Here is an 18,829-nt window from a genome sequence, read left to right as displayed (position 1 = left end):
TTAAACATACGGATCGGACTCTCCGCAGTACGTCCATTGGTGTGGCAGTACTTCTCGAGCAGTTCATCATAAATGAAACTGAAGTCTATTAGATCGTTGATCTTTCGAAGTAAATTGTCTTTGGGAATGATCAAATCATACAATCCTGAGTAGGCACTGAATTGAATCTTTTGTTGATGAGCTAACATTGGGCACCTTTTAAAACCTACTTTTAAGGTACAAAAAAAGAGCAGATAACCATAGTTCTTCTGCTCTTTTTGGACTCCAAATATTTAAAAGGACTTTTTCAGTGCCCTCACGACTGTTACAGCCCTTTTTAGCATCTTATGGAATTATGCTTACAAAGAAAAAGCAGCTTTCACTTTATCTACAAAATCTAGTTTTTCCCAGGTAAACAGCTCAACAGTGACTGTTTTCACTTCACCGTTTGGTGTTTTGAAAGTTTTAGTTACAGTTTCTGGAGTACGGCCCATGTGACCGTAAGCAGCTGTTTCGCTATAAATAGGATTTCTTAATTTCAAGCGTTGCTCAATAAAGTAAGGACGCATATCAAATATGCCCTCTACGATTTTAGCAATCTCGCCATCAGTTTTGTTTACTTTGCTTGTTCCGTAAGTGTTGATATAAATTCCCATGGGCTGAGCTACACCGATAGCATAACTTACCTGTACCAGGATTTCATCAGCAACACCTGCTGCAGCAAGGTTTTTAGCAATGTGACGTGTAGCATAAGCAGCACTTCTATCAACCTTACTTGGATCTTTTCCAGAGAAAGCACCACCACCATGTGCACCTTTACCACCATAAGTATCTACAATGATTTTACGGCCTGTTAAACCAGTATCACCATGTGGACCGCCGATTACGAACTTACCGGTCGGGTTGATATGGTATTCAATTTTATCGTTAAAGAAATGTGCGTATTGAGGGTATTTGGCAATGATTCTTGGAATCAGGATGTCAACCAGGTCTTTTTTGATTTTGGCTAACATTGTAGCTTCCTCAGCAAAATCATCATGCTGTGTAGAAATTACAATCGCAGCAATACGTACAGGTTTGTTGTCGTCTGAATATTCAAGTGTTACCTGAGATTTCGCATCTGGGCGTAAATAAGTGATTTCCTTGTTTTCACGTCTTAAGATCGCTAGTTCTTGTAGCAAAGTATGCGACAAGTCTAAGGCCAAAGGCATATAGTTTTCAGTTTCGCTGGTTGCATAACCAAACATCATTCCCTGATCACCGGCACCTTGTTCTTCTTTGCTGCTTCTATCAACCCCTTGGTTGATGTCCTGCGACTGCTCATGGATCGCGGAAAGGATACCGCAAGAGTTCGCCTCAAACATATACTCGCTTTTGGTGTAACCGATTTTACGGATTACATCACGGGCAATTTGTTGTACATCCAGGTAGGTAGTAGATTTTACCTCTCCAGCTAGAATCACCTGGCCGGTAGTCACTAATGTTTCGCAAGCTACTTTTGAATCCGGATCAAAAGCCAGGAAGTTATCAATTAACGCATCAGAAATTTGATCAGCGATTTTATCAGGATGTCCTTCGGAAACAGATTCTGATGTAAATAAATACGACATTTTAAATAATTAATTTTTAAGTAGGAGTATAAGTATATAAGTTAAAAGTCTTGATACAGGTTTCTAAAGGTACTACGCAAACCAAAAGTGAACAATGCTGTATTTGTATTCTTTATCCCATTTGTTTCTCTTCTCAACACCCCACCAACCTCTAATCGCAGGTTATATTTGGGATTGAGCAGATAAGCTACCCTTCCTTCCGCAAAATAAAGATCAGTAGCAATACCCTGACCGATATGACTGCCATATTCAACTGTTCTTGTCAGATAGCTCTTAAAAATATCCTTTCCGTAATTTGCCCCATCCGGATCCAGTCCATACCTAGCATACATCATTTGCCCTTGCAGGTCAAATCTTTTATAGCTATAATTTAATATACCTAACACCTCTCTAAAGTTAGCCCCAAGGGGGTGTGCCAACGGCTGGTTCATAGCGGAATAATTAGACACTCTATCAAAATGGGCATAGGTATAAGGTCTTGCTGTATTAAACTCTGCCAGATAGTTCAAATTTTTCACTTTAAACAAATCTGACCCTCTAAAACCCAATTGCAAAGCCCATTTATTTGCCCAATAGCCTTTACTGCTAAAAAACTCCTTAGCCGTAAACTCGTCAATCATAAACTGACCATACACAGTCGTTTTATCCAGAATCTCATATTTGGTATTGATACCCAAACGCATTTTGTCCGGAGAGTAAGTATTCGCGCCCTCTAATGGTCTTAAAAAGATAAAGGGATGTATGTAGTTAAAATCAAAACCACGTTTCCCTTCAGGCTGCGCATCAGCCCAGGTTACGGCTTGAAAAAAGCCAATAGAAAATCGGTTAGTTGCATTCCAATCAATATAATGCATAGCCGCCCATTTTCCTCTATCTCCTAAACGCCTATCAGTTGTCAGCTTTTCTGCTCCGGGATCCAACATATAACCAAATATGGTTTGGTATTGCACATTACCCAAAGTGGCCCGAATTCTTAAAAAAGAATAATTGGCCGCTACGTCAGACAACAACATGGAACGATAACCATCTCCAATAAAGTTCTTATCATAGCCCAGGGCAATATTTAGATGTTTGTTTGGTGTATAGGATAATAAAGCAGTAACGTAAGCCCAATCCTTTACACGCTTATCTACTTTAAGGCCACCTCCCATCTCACTGGGAACAACTTTAGTTGTATTGATAAAATCATTGATGTAATTCGCGAATACACCCTGGTTCTCAAAACCATTGGTATAAAAAGAGAATTTATCTCCTACTGTTCCCCCTATCTGAAATCCGCGTGTATTTTTCCAGGTAGTTGTATTCTCATTAAAATCACGACCAATCTGGAGATCAGGGAGAAAATCAGCATAAACAGTATAATCGTCTCCTTTAAAATTTAACAAATGCTCTTGCGTCAATTTTCTACGTACCCAGGAACGCTTGTTTAAAGAGTCAACACCTATTTCCATTAAATCCTGATACCGATTTACCAACAAGGAATCATCAGCATAAAACCCTTTAATGGCAGAGTGCGAGCGGCTATTCACATCATATACCGACTTATTCAGCTTCTGATAAAATGGATACGAATAAGGGATGTTTACATTAGGTGTCTGAGCCTTTAAGCTAAAAATAGCTACAACCAACACACCTAGCAATAGGTATTTCTTCATCATTAAATTAGGGATTTTCTTCTACTTGTACCTGGACATCCAACTCCTCATAAACAGAATTCTTACTGATAAATTCAGGTACAATTACTTTCATTTGTTGAACTACCTGTCTTGTATTATTCGAGGTAGCATAAAGTAACAATTGGTAAATTTGGACTTCAATTTCATTGAATATGTATTCTCTTACCTGCCCAATCATAATTTTTTCATGGTGGGTAGGTATTGTATTCTCACAATCATTGAGCAATTCTTCAAACAGTTTTTCTCCAGGTCTTAAGCCGGAATAAGAGATTTTAATATCCTGATTGGGCACCAAACCAGCTAAACGAATCATTTTCTTTGCAAGCTCTACAATCTTTACGGATTTACCCATATCAAATATGTAAATCTCTCCACCTTTACCCATACAACCTGCCTCCAGCACCAAACGACAAGCTTCAGGTATTGTCATAAAAAAGCGCGTAATCTCAGGATGAGTAACGGTAACAGGCCCTCCTTTTTCTATCTGCTGTTTAAAACGAGGGATCACAGAGCCATTAGAGCCCAATACATTTCCAAAACGGGTGGTAATAAATTTAGTAATTGGTTTTACATTGCCATCATTCAAATAGCTCAATCCATTAGAGAAAATCAGATCTGGATTGTTTAATGAATTGTTCAGTGACTGTACATAAATCTCAGCAATTCTCTTGGATGCCCCCATAACATTGGTCGGGTTCACCGCCTTATCTGTAGAGATCATCACGAACTTCTGCACGCCATATTTAACGGCTAGATCTGCAATGGTTTTAGTGCCCATTACATTTGTTTTGATCGCCTCTGCAGGATTACCTTCCATCAACGGCACGTGCTTGTAGGCCGCGGCATGATAAACATAATGCGGTTTATACGTATCAAACAAATGTTGCATACGTTTCTGATCTTTAACATCCCCAACAAAAGCATGAAAATTGGTATTGGCATGATGCTCCTCCAATTCAAGATAAATATGATGTAAAGCAGTTTCACTCTGATCACAAAGGATAATCAATCCCGTTTCGAATTTCAAAAGTTGTCTAACAATCTCGCTCCCAATGGAACCTGCAGCTCCGGTTATTAGAATCCGTTTACCCTTTAATTGGTTTTGAATCCCATCGATATCTATTTCAATCGTTTTTCTGTTCAACAGATCTTCAATATTGATATTCTGGATTTGCGCTGTAGTTACTTCACCTCTGGCCCAAACCTCCGGCGAGGGAATATTTAAAATCTTTATCTCATTTTCCAGGCAAATGTCTACTACCTGATTTTTACGCTCCAAAGGAATCGTATATGAAGCAAAGATGATTTCGTCTACTTCATGCTTTACAATTAAATGCTCTAATTCTCCAGCATCCAAAATCCTTACCCCATCAATCGTTTTACCGACCTTTCGCATATCATCATCTACAAAAGCGATAATTGTTTTGTTCACCTTAGCATCATGGTCAAAAGTTCTTTTTGTAGCCACACCAGCTTCGCCAGCTCCATAAATGATAATCCTTCGCTTGTCCAGATTAGCATTCTTGATGTACATAAAAAAGTACTTTACAATAACCCTGTAGGTGATCAATAAAAGGAAACTAAATAAAGTAAATATAACGATAACTACACTGCTAACCACACGTTCGCCAGTTATGACAATCGCAATCGCGTGTGAAAAAAATAGAATTAACGAGCTAAGAATTACCGAAAATAGAATTCGAAATGAATCCTGAGCAGAAGTATACCTCACAATGCCAGCAAATGTTTTCACGCTATAAAACACCAGTGAATTGATGATCACCACCATTACCACCGCTTTATAAAAGGCTAAAAAATCTATGCCCGTGATTTTAAAGTTATGCTGTAAGATAATAGCAAATAGCAGCGCGATGATACTTAAGCAAATATCAATGGTAAAAATAATCCAGCGAGATACAATTTGTAGTTTTGTAAACATAGACGTTACGTAAAAATAACCTCAACAAAACTAACAATAATTAAACCAAAAAGTAATTTGTGTTTTTATAGAACAAAAAATATAAAACACTTTCCTCTCTTAATCGACCTTAAACATCAATTTTGATGTCAAATAAATATAAATCAGAAAGTATTAATTTACCTATTCAAGTCCACCTAACCACACCAGCCATAATTAGCATCCAATTATTCTGATTCATAAAATTATTCAAACTGATTTTTCACAATATAACCAGCATCTCTCAACATCAATTCCTTACGGAAATGATCTACATCAGATATCATCATCTCCTTTACTAGCGCAGGCAAATCATATTGAGGTTTCCAACCCAATTTTGTTTTTGATTTAGTCGGATCTCCAATCAATAAATCAACCTCCGTAGGACGAAAATATTTGGGATCAACAACAACAACCTCTTTCCCAATTTCAATGTAAAAATCTGGATTTGAACAAGATTTCACAAATCCTCTCTCCTCTGAACTTTCACCTTTAAATTCAATTTCTATTCCCACTTCAGAAAAGGACATTTTTACAAAATCGCGAACGGTAGTAGTAACTCCGGTAGCAATTACATAATCTTCAGGAGTGTCTTGTTGCAAGATTAACCACATAGCTTCTACATAATCCTTAGCATGCCCCCAGTCACGGCGCGCATCTAAATTACCTAGGTATAATTTATCCTGCAGCCCTAAAGCGATCTTCGCTGTCCCCCTCGTAATCTTACGCGTCACAAAAGTTTCGCCCCTCAATGGACTCTCATGATTAAATAAGATACCATTACAAGCAAACATACCATAAGCTTCTCTATAATTTACCGTGATCCAATAGGCATACATTTTGGCCACGGCATAAGGAGAACGAGGATAAAAAGGAGTCGTTTCAGATTGTGGTACAGCTTGTACCAACCCATAAAGTTCAGAAGTAGATGCCTGATAAATTTTTGTCTTTTTTTCTAGCCCTAGAATACGTAAAGCCTCCAATAATCTTAAGGTACCAATCCCATCAGCATTTGCAGTATATTCTGGAGTATCGAAACTAACTTTAACATGACTCATCGCACCAAGATTATATATTTCGTCAGGCTGAACTTCCTGAACAATCCTTATTAGATTTGTTGAATCACTCAAATCCCCATAATGTAATTTAAATTTCACATTCTTTTCATGAGGATCCTGGTACAAATGGTCTATTCTATCTGTGTTAAATAATGAGCTCCTACGCTTAATGCCATGTACTTCATATCCCTTTTTCAGAAGCAAGTCAGCTAGGTACGCTCCATCTTGTCCAGTGATCCCGGTGATTAACGCTTTTTTCATTTTACTATATTTACTTTATGTCTTATATTGCCCGAATAAGATTCAATAATATTATTGATCTTATGCTAGTGTCCATCTTCAAATAACTATTTAAGCAAAATGGTTTTTATGGTTAAAAAAATAATCCCTATAGAACCAATGACCGTTTTACTTCTATTATATGAATTTAAATTAACTTTTATTTTATCAGGCATTATCACATCAACATAATACTTTTCAGGATTAGATTGGCGTTCAAGAATTTCATTTTCATTCCGATATTTAATAGATGCTAAATCAGTAATTCCTGGTTTTAAGTCTAGAACTTTTAATTCATATTCAGAGTAAAAACTTACGTACTTCCGTACCTCAGGACGAGGCCCAACTAAACTCATATCTCCAAAAAGTACATTAATTAGCTGAGGAAGTTCATCTAATTTATACTTTCTTATTAAAATCCCAATTGGTGTTATTCTTCGATCCTGATTACCTACTGTCAACAATCCTAATCTATCAGAATCCAAATACATAGATCTAAATTTTAGCAGTTGAAAATCTTTGTTATACTGACCAACTCGCGTTTGTCTATAGAAAGCTCCTCCTTTCGAAGTAAGCAAAATAATCAGCACAAGAATCAAAAAAATCGGTGCCAATATTATTAGCCCAAATAATGCAAATACAAAATCAAAAGCTCTTTTCATTAAGTTAAACTTTGATAAGCAAGATCAACTACATCGCAGATATATTTAACCTGATCATCACTTAGTTGTGGGTAAATCGGCAGCGATATTTCAACAGCATAGTTCGCATATGCTATTGGATAATCTGTCATTTTGTAACCCAAATTTTTAAATACTGTCAACATAGGCATCGGTATAAAATGCACATTAACTGCAATTCCTTTTCCTGTTATAAACTCTATCATTTCATCTCGCTGTAACTCACCTATGCCATGAATCCTTAAAGCGTATAAATGATTGCAAGAAATCCTCCTTTCATCCTTCAAAACTGGGCATTTTGCCCATGCTTTTAAAGAAAAAAAATCTTCATAGGATTTTGCAACACGCGCTCGATCCGCCATTAATGAAGCATACAAACGAATCTGCCCCAAACCTAATGCAGCACAGAGGTCCGGCATATTTACTTTCAATCCCGCAAAAAGAATATCGTATCTCCAGCCGCCAGCCTGCGATTTTGTAAAAGCATCTTTAGTTTGACCATTCAAAGACCATAGTCGCATTAATTTATATTCATCACTATTATCAAAGGGATCAGGCAAATTAATACAGATAATCCCTCCTTCTGCAGTGGTTACATTCTTAACCGCGTGAAATGAAAAAATTGTTACATCTGTGGCTTTTCCAGATTGAATTCCATTTAAACTTGCTCCTATAGAATGAGCGGCATCAGAAAGAACTAAAATTCGGCCCAATTTAGTTTGAGCTTCCGAGTTCGGACAAAATAGCTTAATAATGTCAGCATCTTGAACAATTGCATTTATTTCTTCATAATGACACATTAACCCAGCAAAATCAACTGGCATAACTACTTTCGTATTTCTAGTTATAGCTAATTTTAGTTTAATAGGATCTATAGTGAAATCATCCAATACATCTACCATAACAGGAATTGCCCCACAATGCAAAACACTTAAAGCAGTGGCAGAATAAGTATAAGCTGGGATGATTACTTCATCTCCTGGACCTACTCCAAACCATTTCATCACTAAAATGGCTCCAGAAGTCCAAGAATTTACTCCAAGGGCCTCGGGACAGCCAGTTAACTCGACGACCTCTTGTTCTAGAGCCTTAACTTTAGGACCAGTAGTTATCCATCCCGATTTTAATGTATCTACAACCTCTGCTATAATTTCCTCATTTACAAATGGAGGGGAAAAAGGGATTTTCATTTTTTTATTTCTTTATAATATAGGTTCATTTCTCGTTTGCCTTGAAAAAAAGATCTAACACAGATATAATTATTATTTAGATAGAACTTGTTAACATAGTGATTATTTACTGCGTCTGTAGTAAGAATTAACTCAGTTAACTCACGTTTAAAAAGCTCTTGCTCAAATGCCTCAAGTAGTCTTTTTCCAACCCCTTTAGATTCAAGTTGATTTGCTACACAAATGGATAATAAAACTGGTGCATCTTTGTGACTAGCTCCACTAAACGATAACAACGACCGTAATAATCGTGAAATATTGTACGGCTTAGAAATCAAATTTGGCAACGCAACAGCAAACATTTTCAAACTATTTGATATCAATATAGATTTATAAAAACCTGAATTATTATCAGCACCAATTGCAAAACCAATTAATTTTCCCTTATGAAATGCACCAATGCTTACCTCATTCTTATGTGATAAAACTTTCTCATAAAATACTTCCAAAAATGATTTGCCTAAAGAAGTCAGGAAAAAATCCTTGAATACATCATGATGTAAATCCGAGACCTCTTTTGCTTTGCGATGAGTCAATCTTTTAAGTTCTATTTCACTATGCATCACTTATACTTGTTACTAATTTTTGAAGATTTATTTCTTTACTAAAATTACTTAAACAATAATTGCGCCCATTATTTCCTAATTCCTGGAGTTCAGTAATTTTTAATTTACTTGCAGATATCATGGTCTTTCGCAACCATTCAACATCTTCAGGAGCCCCAACCCAACCACAATTTGCTTCTGCTATTGCGTTAAAAGTATCGCTATCGCTATCAACACATGCAAGAATAGGTCTTGCAGAAAACATATAAGCTGGTAACTTAGAAGGAATTGAACTACCAGCAGCCCCCTTTATTAAAGGAAGTAAAAGTACATGAGCATGGGATTGTGTCATAGCCACCTTGCCTGTAGGCACCTCCCAAAATTCTATATCAACTTTTGGATTTTCCTTAGCAATTTCCACGCACTCCTGCTTCTTTGTTCCATTCCCCGCAACAATAAGTTTCGCATCAAGGCCTGTCTTGATAAAAGCACTAAGTACAAAATTCAGGCCGGATACCGCACCTATATTTCCTAAATACATAAAAGTAAGCTTGCCTGGATTCCAATAGTCTTTATAAGCCTCAAAAGCATCATGATCTTGCCAATTTAAAACTACATCTATACTATTTTCCGGAATATTTCTTGTACTAGCTATATAGGCCTGCATTTTTTTTGAAATCACAATGACCCTAGATGCATTGTGGACAGAATATTTTTCTAATGGGAACAAAAACAAATTCACAGCCTTGCTAAATAGCCTGGGCAATCTATTGGTCAACGATTCAGGATAAACGTCCTGGATGTGCATCAAATACTTAATTTTCTTCGTTTTACACGCAACAGCAACGCCAAATTGGCCAAATAATGGCCATGTATTCATATAGACTGTATCTATGTTTTCTGAATTTCTTCTCACATATTTGAAAGCGGCCCAACCAAAAGAAATACTCTCCAATAGTCTTCCAAATATCCCTGATTTTGGATAGGTAAAGGATGGCAGTCTATATACCGTAAGTTGATCATTTACAACCTCCTTGTCAATCCCTTTCTTCTTAACAGTCCCATTAAAACTGAACCCAAATGGTCTTGAAGGAAATGGGGCAATTACCGAAACCGAGTGTCCCTCATTCGACAATTTCTCTGCCAGTGATTTGCCAAGTTGTGCCGAGACTACAGGCTCAGGATCGTAAACACAATTCACAATTAAAATCCGCGTCAAAATATTCTTAATTTAAGTATTCCTTATAAACATCTAAGGTTTGTTTTGCTGTTTGTGACCACGAAAAGCGCCTTCGGTTTTCCAAACCTGCCTCAATTAATTTTGTTGAGATCATTTCATTCTCTAAAATACTTAGTAATACGTCTGCAATCTCCTCAGATTTGTTTGGATTAAAATATTTTACAGCATCTCCCCCCACCTCAGGTAATGAACCAGCATTAGAAGAAGCGACTGGAACTTTACATACCTGAGCATCTAGTAAAGGAATTCCAAACCCTTCATATAATGATGGAAAAACAAATGTTTTCGCATTAGAAATTAAAGGTTCAACGTCTTGATCAGGAACAAAACCCGTAAATAAAACTTTATTTCCAAGCTTTTTTTCATCAATAATTTGTTTCAAATTTTCACTTTTATGCTGGTGTCCAACTAAAACGAGACTTAAATCAGGTATTTTACTAGAAATTATTTCGAAGGCATCTATTAGCTTTGGTATATTTTTATGTGGACTTGGACTACTGAAAGCGATAATGTACGGCGATTTAATATTATATCTTTTAAAGATTAATTCAGAGGGTTCGTATTGATTATTTATTACATCTGACGATCCAGACAATAAAGTAACCACAATCTTATTAGGCTTTGTGTTTGTATGCAAAACAATCTGTCTCTTTGAAAATTCTGATATTGTAATAATTTTTTTAGACACCTTTGCTGATAGCTCAACCATAAGTCCCAATAAGAATCTTTTATGCTTACTCATATTATTCTCATGTCCTTTATAATTAATATCCAAGATAGAAACTATTTTTTTTGCAGTACTAACTATGGGAGTAACGTAACCTAATGAATGTAATAAATCAATTCTATCAATGAATATATAATAAGGTAAAATTATCTGCTCCCAAAAATAACGAAGGTAAACGCTAGAGTAACCAAAATTTAAAACTCTAACACTAAAATTTGAACCAACTTCAAAATCGAAATGTTTGCAGTCCTTGTTCAGATAAATTACATATTTGTTGGAACTATCAAGTTTCGATATTTCTTTAATCAACTTTAAAGCGTACGTGACAGAGCCTCCCGCCAATTTAGGATTGATATATAAAAGATTTATTCCAATTCTATTCACTCCAAACCTTCTTTATAGTTACAAACTTGTTATTCAACTTACCTTCTACAGGAAAGTATTCTGAATGTTTCAGATGATCTCCCATTTTTACCTTCATATACTTTTCAATGTATCGGTTCAAGTGTGGACCTTCCTTACCAAACGACATAAAGCAAGATATCCTCTCTTGCTGGCTGTCTTTTATCAAAAAAGAAGGGAGCAAATTTTCTAATCGATAGCCCATGACTAAATTTGGCAAAATCTTTAAGCGAGCCGCATTACCACTATGCAATGTCCTAAGATTCCAAACAACCACATCTCCAGCTTTACTATCTATAAATACTCTCTTTCCATCAATCCCTTTATGAGATTTCTTAACAACCTTCAAACCTCCACTAAATTTATCGTGATCCTGCATATAAACACCAATTCGAATGATATCATAATCACCTTGCCAATCCTCTCCTTGATTTGCAATCCGATCAACATTGTCACGATGAAACCCCCTATCTCCTATTCCTATTTGATAGGTGCTATCCTGAAAATATACAGGTTTCTCCTCTAGAATAGTCTCTGCAATTTTCAAAATTTTATCTGATAAAAGTACTTCGTTTAAAGACTTGCTCAACAAATCGCCTTTAGGATAGTAAACATCTTTAAGATCACTTACAACCTTTTTGACTAATTTATTACTCTTATCTTCCTCAAGCGTTTGATAAGCCAATTGCCTAAATTTTTCAACTTCCTCTATCGTGAATACATTTTTAACTATAACGTATCCGTTTGCATTAAAAAAATCCCTATCAATTTTCATATTATAGATATTTAGAATTAAGTTCAGAATCAATCAATAATTCAATTAGGTTTCTTGATTTAATTTTAGCTTTCCATTTTAATTTATTATTTGCCTTTTGAGGATTAGCAAGACCTTTTTCAATATCTGTTGGTCTAAATAAACTATCATCAAAGCTAACATATTTCGTCCAGTCTAAATTTAGATATTCAAAGGCTATAATTATAAAATCTTTCAGGCTTATCGTCTCTCCTGTTGCAATCACAAAGTCTTCAGGTTCACTCTGTTGCAACATCAACCACATCGCTTCGACATATTCTGGCGCCCAGCCCCAATCTCTCCAAATATTAATATTTCCTAAAACTAATCTTTCATTACTTCCCTTAGCAATACGGCATGCAGCCGCAATAATCTTCTTAGTCACAAAACGTTCCTTTCGTAGAGGTGACTCATGATTAAATAATATACCTGTACACGCAAATATTTTATAAGCTTCTCTATAGTTAGCAACTTCCCAGAAAGCTGTAGCTTTAGCTACTCCATAAGGACTCCTTGGTCTAAAAGCTGTATTTTCATCAACAGCCTCAATTGCATTCCCAAAACATTCGCTAGATCCAGCATTATATAATTTAATTGGCAAACCAGAAAACCGAATAGCCTCTAAAAGACTTAAAGTTCCCACACTGATACTCTCTAAGGTTTCAACAGGCTGCTCAAAAGATAGTGCTACGGAACTTTGGCCAGCCAAGTTATATATTTCATCTGGCTTAACCTTCATTATAACTTGCAAAACACTTCTAAAGTCATGTACAGAAATCGAAACCAACTTTACAAGTTCTAACACACCTAATCTATTTAAATTTTCGAAGTTTGAACTCTGTGCATCTCTAGACCCACCATATACCTGATATCCCTTATCTAGTAACAATTTTGACAAATAAGCTCCATCTTGACCGGATACACCACAAATTAAGGCTGTTTTCATATATCGCATTTTCCCTTTTCAGTAATTATGTTTAAAATTAAAATCATTGGTATTAATGTCTGCAATACGCCAATTAACACACTACTAAAACTACTACCCACAAAAGACAAACCTATAAACATAAAATTAACTACATATATGATTACAATGTTAGGGTTTGCAATATTACTAAGAATAGTTTGATTAATTATCTTGATTAATAATCCTATTAAATAACAACCGATGATTACTCCTGGTATCCAAAAATTCCAAAATAGTTCAGCTATCAATCCGGGGGGGACCCCTCCAGATCCATATGTCGTCGCTCCAAAAACTTTAATCCCTATTGTATTATCAACATTCGTGACTGGTTTGTCAGGCCAAAATTCTCTTGGGATCCAAGCTATAAATATTGTTACTAATGTAGCACCATATTCATAATTCATTCTTGAAGGAATGGCATCCATAATATGAGCCGTTTTACTGACATCTATCATATTAGTAGTTAAGATTGCCGGTTCTAAAGCTTTAGTGATATTTAATTTTACATCTTCATTTTCTACATCTTTTACATTTCTTAATGTTGACATTAATTGAAATATCGCCAGCGCAAGAATTACCCCAACTGCAAATTTTAATTTTGGCAATTTAAAGCCTTTTAGGTAGTAACTTAGTGCTGTTAGTTGTACAAGTGTAAAAACGATTGCGGCCCTTTGACTAATGTAAAAATTAAAAAATACAAATGTAAGAAATGAAATAAGCCAAAAAAGATAAGCTATCCACCTCATTCTATTATACTTTAATAACCAGGTAGTAAGCAAAAACAAATTGATCCCAGAAAAAGAAACCAATAGCCTTAAATAAGCGTGAGGTGAGGCCTCAGCTAAATTATCTGAGACGCCACGATAACTTGATATACTTTCCATAGAGAAAAGACCTCCTTGAGCATTGATAAATAAGACTAATCCTCCTACTGAAATTAAAATTAACAATGAAGATGTAATAAAAAAGGCTTTCTCATTCCATTTTTTATTTTTAAAAATTTTACCATTAAGATTTAAGTTCAAACTTGTCGATAAATAACCTAACACTAACATAAAGACACCAACAAAAACCAATACCATTGCTGGCAACAAAAAAGATTTAGCTTTTCCGTATAGAAAAACATCATCAATTGCATTAAAATTTGGCATATCAAAATAAATATACAAGCACCTTATTAATACTCCCAATATGCTAGAATAGAATATCCAAGACCAAATCGAGAAAACATCGGTTTTAGTACGGATTACTAACGGTAAACTAATTAAAAAAACAATACAGACGGGAAAAAACACTAAGAAGAAATCATCAAAAAAAAAGCATAAAACCCCTAATAGGCAACAAATAGCAAGCGACAAAGGAAAAAACAAACGGACCTTCAAAATTGAAAGGCTGATTTCAGTTCTATTTCGTTTGCTTAATTCTATAAATTTTGTTCCCATAATCGTCTATAATAATATCAAAAAAAATATTTGCAAAATCTTTTCTAATAATTTTGGCTGCTAATTTTGAGCTCTGACCGTCAAAATTAGTATTGATTGTATCAACATAATATTTTGCTCTTTGCCTTGCATTAAAAGAAAGATCTGAAATTCTCAATATATGATTATGAATTTCATCAATTCTGGTAGAATAATAAACTAATTTATTTAAAGCAAAGCCATACCAATCGACATTACTTTTTAGCGGATCAAAATAAATACATGATATATTCAATAAAGTCGCCTCTAAATGAATATTAGAATCTCCGGCAATAATTAAGTTAACATCATCAAAAAATTTAAATGACTCCACTTTTGATGCATCAGAAAAAGTACAATTATATTTCCTTGATATTTGATACCACTCTTCCTTTCGTCTATCGGAGGGATGAGGTCTTAGGATGATTTTAAAATTTGGTAATTTCAAGCTAAAAAATTCTATTAATTTATCATAAGATTTCAAGTCATCAATCCCATTTGTACATATGCCAATTGAGTTAATTTTCCCATTTTTTTTTATCATTGAAAAGTATTGATCAAATTTTGGCATCCCTATTAAGAATAAATCTGCATTTATTGTGCCATTACGCTGGTATTTCACTAAGCTATCTTCTCCTTCCAATAAGGCTGCAGAAAAGACATTCAAGTTTGAAAAATTCTCGGTAACAGAAGCATGCTGTATATAAATTGTATTAATACTTAAATTTTTAGCAACGATTGCTAAACATCTATGATAGCAGCTTAGTTGATTAGCAATAATAATTGCTGAAGGTTTAATTTTATTCAAATATTTCTTTAAAATAATATGTGATGCATACGCTAGACAAAAGCCATCAAATGCATATTGATAAGATCGCTTGTGGTACAGATCGCTACATATAAAGTATCTATAAAAAACAACTGGGATAAAAAATATACTCAAAAAATAAATTCTACCCAAAGGATAACCGTTTTTGTAGTTATCAAGCCCAAACAAAACAGCGTTAGGGACATTTGTAATAACAGGTTTCACGCTGTTAATTTCATTTTGGGCCATGACAAAAAACAGTGTAGAATTAGGCTCAATAAGTTTTCCGTTGTCTTTCCTAAAGTTGTATTTCATTATACCTTTGAATAATGACAAGATTCTGAGAAGAATCCCTTTTTTCGGTAATGTGTCTGGAGGAAAATTTAAGTTACCTAACTTCTCTGAACAAAACTCATAATTTATATCATAAATATCTAACATCATTTAACATAAATATTTCTAAATTGCCAATAAAGTTCACGAATAGAGTGTATTTTAGTAAGCAACAATAACACTAGGAAAATAACAACACATACATAGCTTTGCAACAACGCAGAAATCACTATTAATACAAATAATAACTGTGTAGTCCAATTAAAACTTCTCCGGAGTTCATCTTGTAATAGACTAAACTTATTGGAAATAAAATAAATCAAAAGGTTTACAAAAAATAAACTTCCAATTACGTTAGAAATTACCAGCCATATGTAGGGTAATTTATTCAGACAGAAAACAAGTGATAAAACACCACTCACAACGACACTTAATAAACTAATTAATGCCATTTGATTATGCATTTTTCTTGCGATACAAAGCGTAACAAATACAAATCCCAAATTAAAAACAATTTGGTTCATCAATAAAATAATCAAACTAAATTCTATCGGTCTATATTTAGGAAGTATATAAAACAAAATTGGCAACGAACCAATACTAAGTAATACGATTATCAGTACTAATACTAAAAGCCTATTTGTGAATGAAACGAGATATTTTTGCAATTCATCCTTGCTCAAATTATTATCGGCCAGCCTTGCAATAATGGAAGGAAATATAATCCAAGTCACCGTGTCTAAGCCTAACATAATTGCGGTTGTTATATTATTTGCAAAAGAAAAATATCCCATCACCTCAATTGGATAAAAAGCTCCAATTAAGGTTCGAATCATCAAACCCATCAAATAATAACTAAACGCATACACTAACAACGGAAGCCCAGATTTCAAGAGCAATCTAACTTTACTAAAATTTACAGTGATTTTTTCGCTGTAAACTATCTTATAAAATAACACTATCAAGAGTAGAGACAAACCCCATACATAAAATAGAACATTAATTAGCTCAATACCTTCAAAAAAAAATATCACAACCAATAATCCGACAGCTAAAACCAATTCACCTACTATAACAGGTTTTAATTTTTTATTTACCCTAAAAATATTGACAAAAACCTGCTGAAAGTGAGTCAATATAGTTAAGGCAACTATGATTATCGCATACTTATATGAATTTTCAAACGGAAATAGTTTAAGCTTAAAACCATAAGCTATGATACCAATAAAGATTAATAATCCAGAAATAAGAAGTACTCCTGAAAATGCTGAATCAATTAAACTTTTACGTTCTTGCTTTTGCCCAACAGTTAATAATGCCAATTCAGCATTTAAAGAGTAATTTATTCCAAAGCTTGTATATGACATATATTGCTGATAAAGCATTAGATACCCATATATACCCAGGAGATAGGGGCCTAAATAATACGCAAGAACAAATCCTCTTATGGTCATAAGACCATAAGTTAGGTAACGTAACATGGTAAAAATGATTTCATTTTTACCAAAAAAAGTACTCTTACTTGACACTTATATATTTTTAAAACGAATAACCTTTGCTGGTATCCCACTACAAATAGAATTATCAGGCATATCCTTAATCACAACGCTATTGGCTCCAATGACGCAGTTAGAGCCGATCTTGACCCCTTCCTTTATAAATACTTTTGCTCCAATCCAACAGGCATCTCCAATCTCAACATTTGCTTTATTAGTCTTTTTTGGGGACAGATTAAAATCTTGATCGGCGAGGTTATTCTCCGTATATATCATTACGTAATGACTAATGGCAACATTGTTTCCTATTTTAACTTTATAACCTTTACAAGCGTAAATACTAGAATATCTACCTATATAAGAATTTTCACCTATTTCAATTGCCCCCTCTCCATAAAATTGAATCGATTCTCCTCCAAACCAAAAGGAATCTGGCACTTTATATTTCCGTCTATAACTTTTATAAACGATTTTCCAGTAATGCGTTTGTAAGGAACCGAAAAATTTTATTATTATCGAATGAATAATTGCCATCGTATTTATTGAATAAAAGCTAAATCTAACCTTTCCCCGCGTTCCAAATCTCTATTTACATTTTTCCCCAAAACACTTATAAAAAATTTAGGATGCAAACCATATCCGGGTCTTATAGATTTTATATTTTCAGAAGTAATTTTTTCTCCTGCTTTAATATTCTGAACAACATATAAGGATCTACAAAACTCTCTTCCTTTTTTTTGTTTATCTGTTAAATTATAATCAACGATGCCTATTGCTTTTTCAGCTTCCCTAACCGCTTTTACCATATCAGTAAACTCGATTTCATTCATAGAAAAAGATGCATCCGGCCCACCAATAGCCCTATCCAAAATAAAATGTTTTTCAATGATTTTAGCACCCATCACTGTAGCAACAATTGGAGCTGTACTCCCCAGTGTGTGATCAGAAAGACCCGAAACGACATTATATCGAGTAGCTAAATCCTTAATCATAATTAGATTAGCCTCTTCAATTGGGGCTGGGTAACTTGAAGTGCACTTCAGCAAAGCTATGTCATTATTGCCCATTCTTTTACAGGCATCAACAGCTAGGTCTATATCCTCGATCTCCGCAACTCCCGTAGAAATAATAATAGGCTTTCCTTTAGAGGCAACGTATTCTATTAACGGAATATCCGTTATTTCAAAAGAGGCTATTTTATATGCAGGAGTATTCAGTTCTTCCAGTAAATCAACCGCTGTAAAATCAAACGGTGATGAAAAACAAATTAGTCCCTCAGATTCAGCTGCATCAAATAATTCCTTATGCCATTCCCAAGGCGTGTATGCTTCCTGATATAAATCATATAAATACTTACCATCCCATATTGTCCCTTGCTTTAATTTAAAATCATCATTTCTAGAATCAAGTGTAATTGTATCAGCCGTATATGTCTGTAGTTTAATACAGTCAGCGCCTGCACGCTTTGCAGCTTTAATTGTCTCCAAAGCATTTTCAAGACTTCCATTATGATTAGCAGACAATTCAGCTATAATAAAAGTAGGGTGTTCATTCCCAACAATCCTGTTTCCAATATTAAAATCTTTCATA

16 protein-coding genes and 1 pseudogene are annotated in these 18,829 nt (G+C 34.7%); all 17 read right to left on the bottom strand.

Going from position 1 to position 18,829, the window contains the following annotated elements:
• Positions 1-188 (bottom strand): annotated as a pseudogene (locus FBD94_RS22460) (IS5/IS1182 family transposase); the annotation flags it as partial.
• Between the two features lie 150 nt (positions 189-338).
• Positions 339-1,589, bottom strand: coding sequence for a methionine adenosyltransferase (gene metK, locus FBD94_RS22455; RefSeq protein WP_131609496.1), 1,251 nt, complete (start codon positions 1,587-1,589; stop codon positions 339-341).
• A 41-nt stretch (positions 1,590-1,630) separates the two neighbouring features.
• A complete protein-coding gene (locus FBD94_RS22450; RefSeq protein WP_136881879.1) occupies positions 1,631-3,244 on the bottom strand; it encodes a capsule assembly Wzi family protein in 1,614 nt (537 codons plus the stop codon).
• A gap of 7 nt (positions 3,245-3,251) precedes the next feature.
• Positions 3,252-5,204, bottom strand: coding sequence for a polysaccharide biosynthesis protein (locus FBD94_RS22445; protein ID WP_136881874.1), 1,953 nt, complete (start codon positions 5,202-5,204; stop codon positions 3,252-3,254).
• A 224-nt stretch (positions 5,205-5,428) separates the two neighbouring features.
• Positions 5,429-6,541, bottom strand: a complete 1,113-nt coding sequence (gmd, locus tag FBD94_RS22440) for a GDP-mannose 4,6-dehydratase (RefSeq protein WP_136881873.1) — start codon at positions 6,539-6,541, stop codon at positions 5,429-5,431.
• An 86-nt stretch (positions 6,542-6,627) separates the two neighbouring features.
• Positions 6,628-7,221: a sugar transferase gene (locus FBD94_RS22435; protein ID WP_136881872.1), complete on the bottom strand. Its 594-nt coding sequence runs from the start codon at positions 7,219-7,221 to the stop codon at positions 6,628-6,630.
• Positions 7,221-8,429, bottom strand: a complete 1,209-nt coding sequence (locus tag FBD94_RS22430) for a DegT/DnrJ/EryC1/StrS family aminotransferase (RefSeq protein ID WP_136881871.1) — start codon at positions 8,427-8,429, stop codon at positions 7,221-7,223. Before FBD94_RS22430 ends, FBD94_RS22435 begins: the two co-directional genes overlap by 1 nt.
• Positions 8,426-9,031 (bottom strand): GNAT family N-acetyltransferase, encoded by a 606-nt coding sequence (locus FBD94_RS22425; RefSeq protein WP_136881870.1) that lies wholly within the window; start codon positions 9,029-9,031, stop codon positions 8,426-8,428. Before FBD94_RS22425 ends, FBD94_RS22430 begins: the two co-directional genes overlap by 4 nt.
• Positions 9,024-10,232 carry a glycosyltransferase family 4 protein gene (locus FBD94_RS22420; protein WP_169472386.1) on the bottom strand — a complete coding sequence of 403 codons (1,209 nt, stop codon included), beginning with the start codon at positions 10,230-10,232 and terminating at the stop codon, positions 9,024-9,026. Before FBD94_RS22420 ends, FBD94_RS22425 begins: the two co-directional genes overlap by 8 nt.
• 7 nt (positions 10,233-10,239) lie before the next feature.
• A complete protein-coding gene (locus FBD94_RS22415) occupies positions 10,240-11,364 on the bottom strand; it encodes a glycosyltransferase family 4 protein (RefSeq protein WP_136881868.1) in 1,125 nt (374 codons plus the stop codon).
• Positions 11,357-12,157: a phytanoyl-CoA dioxygenase family protein gene (locus FBD94_RS22410; RefSeq protein WP_136881867.1), complete on the bottom strand. Its 801-nt coding sequence runs from the start codon at positions 12,155-12,157 to the stop codon at positions 11,357-11,359. The genes FBD94_RS22415 and FBD94_RS22410 overlap by 8 nt, the downstream gene beginning before the upstream one ends.
• 1 nt (position 12,158) lies before the next feature.
• Positions 12,159-13,121, bottom strand: a complete 963-nt coding sequence (locus FBD94_RS22405) for a GDP-mannose 4,6-dehydratase (RefSeq protein ID WP_136881866.1) — start codon at positions 13,119-13,121, stop codon at positions 12,159-12,161.
• Complete coding sequence (locus FBD94_RS22400) at positions 13,118-14,584, bottom strand: O-antigen polymerase (RefSeq protein ID WP_136881865.1); 1,467 nt, start codon at positions 14,582-14,584, stop codon at positions 13,118-13,120. The genes FBD94_RS22405 and FBD94_RS22400 overlap by 4 nt, the downstream gene beginning before the upstream one ends.
• Complete coding sequence (locus FBD94_RS22395) at positions 14,547-15,854, bottom strand: glycosyltransferase family protein (RefSeq protein WP_136881864.1); 1,308 nt, start codon at positions 15,852-15,854, stop codon at positions 14,547-14,549. Before FBD94_RS22395 ends, FBD94_RS22400 begins: the two co-directional genes overlap by 38 nt.
• Positions 15,851-17,272 carry a lipopolysaccharide biosynthesis protein gene (locus FBD94_RS22390; RefSeq protein WP_136881863.1) on the bottom strand — a complete coding sequence of 474 codons (1,422 nt, stop codon included), beginning with the start codon at positions 17,270-17,272 and terminating at the stop codon, positions 15,851-15,853. The genes FBD94_RS22395 and FBD94_RS22390 overlap by 4 nt, the downstream gene beginning before the upstream one ends.
• Positions 17,273-17,773, bottom strand: coding sequence for an acyltransferase (locus tag FBD94_RS22385; protein WP_136881862.1), 501 nt, complete (start codon positions 17,771-17,773; stop codon positions 17,273-17,275).
• A 5-nt stretch (positions 17,774-17,778) separates the two neighbouring features.
• Positions 17,779-18,828 (bottom strand): pseudaminic acid synthase, encoded by a 1,050-nt coding sequence (gene pseI, locus FBD94_RS22380; RefSeq protein ID WP_136881861.1) that lies wholly within the window; start codon positions 18,826-18,828, stop codon positions 17,779-17,781.
• Between the last annotated feature and the right edge of the window lies 1 nt (position 18,829).

The organism is Pedobacter hiemivivus (assembly GCF_005144565.1).
Classification (GTDB): Bacteria; Bacteroidota; Bacteroidia; order Sphingobacteriales; family Sphingobacteriaceae; genus Pedobacter; species Pedobacter hiemivivus.
This window is presented reverse-complemented; position numbering and strand designations above follow the sequence as displayed.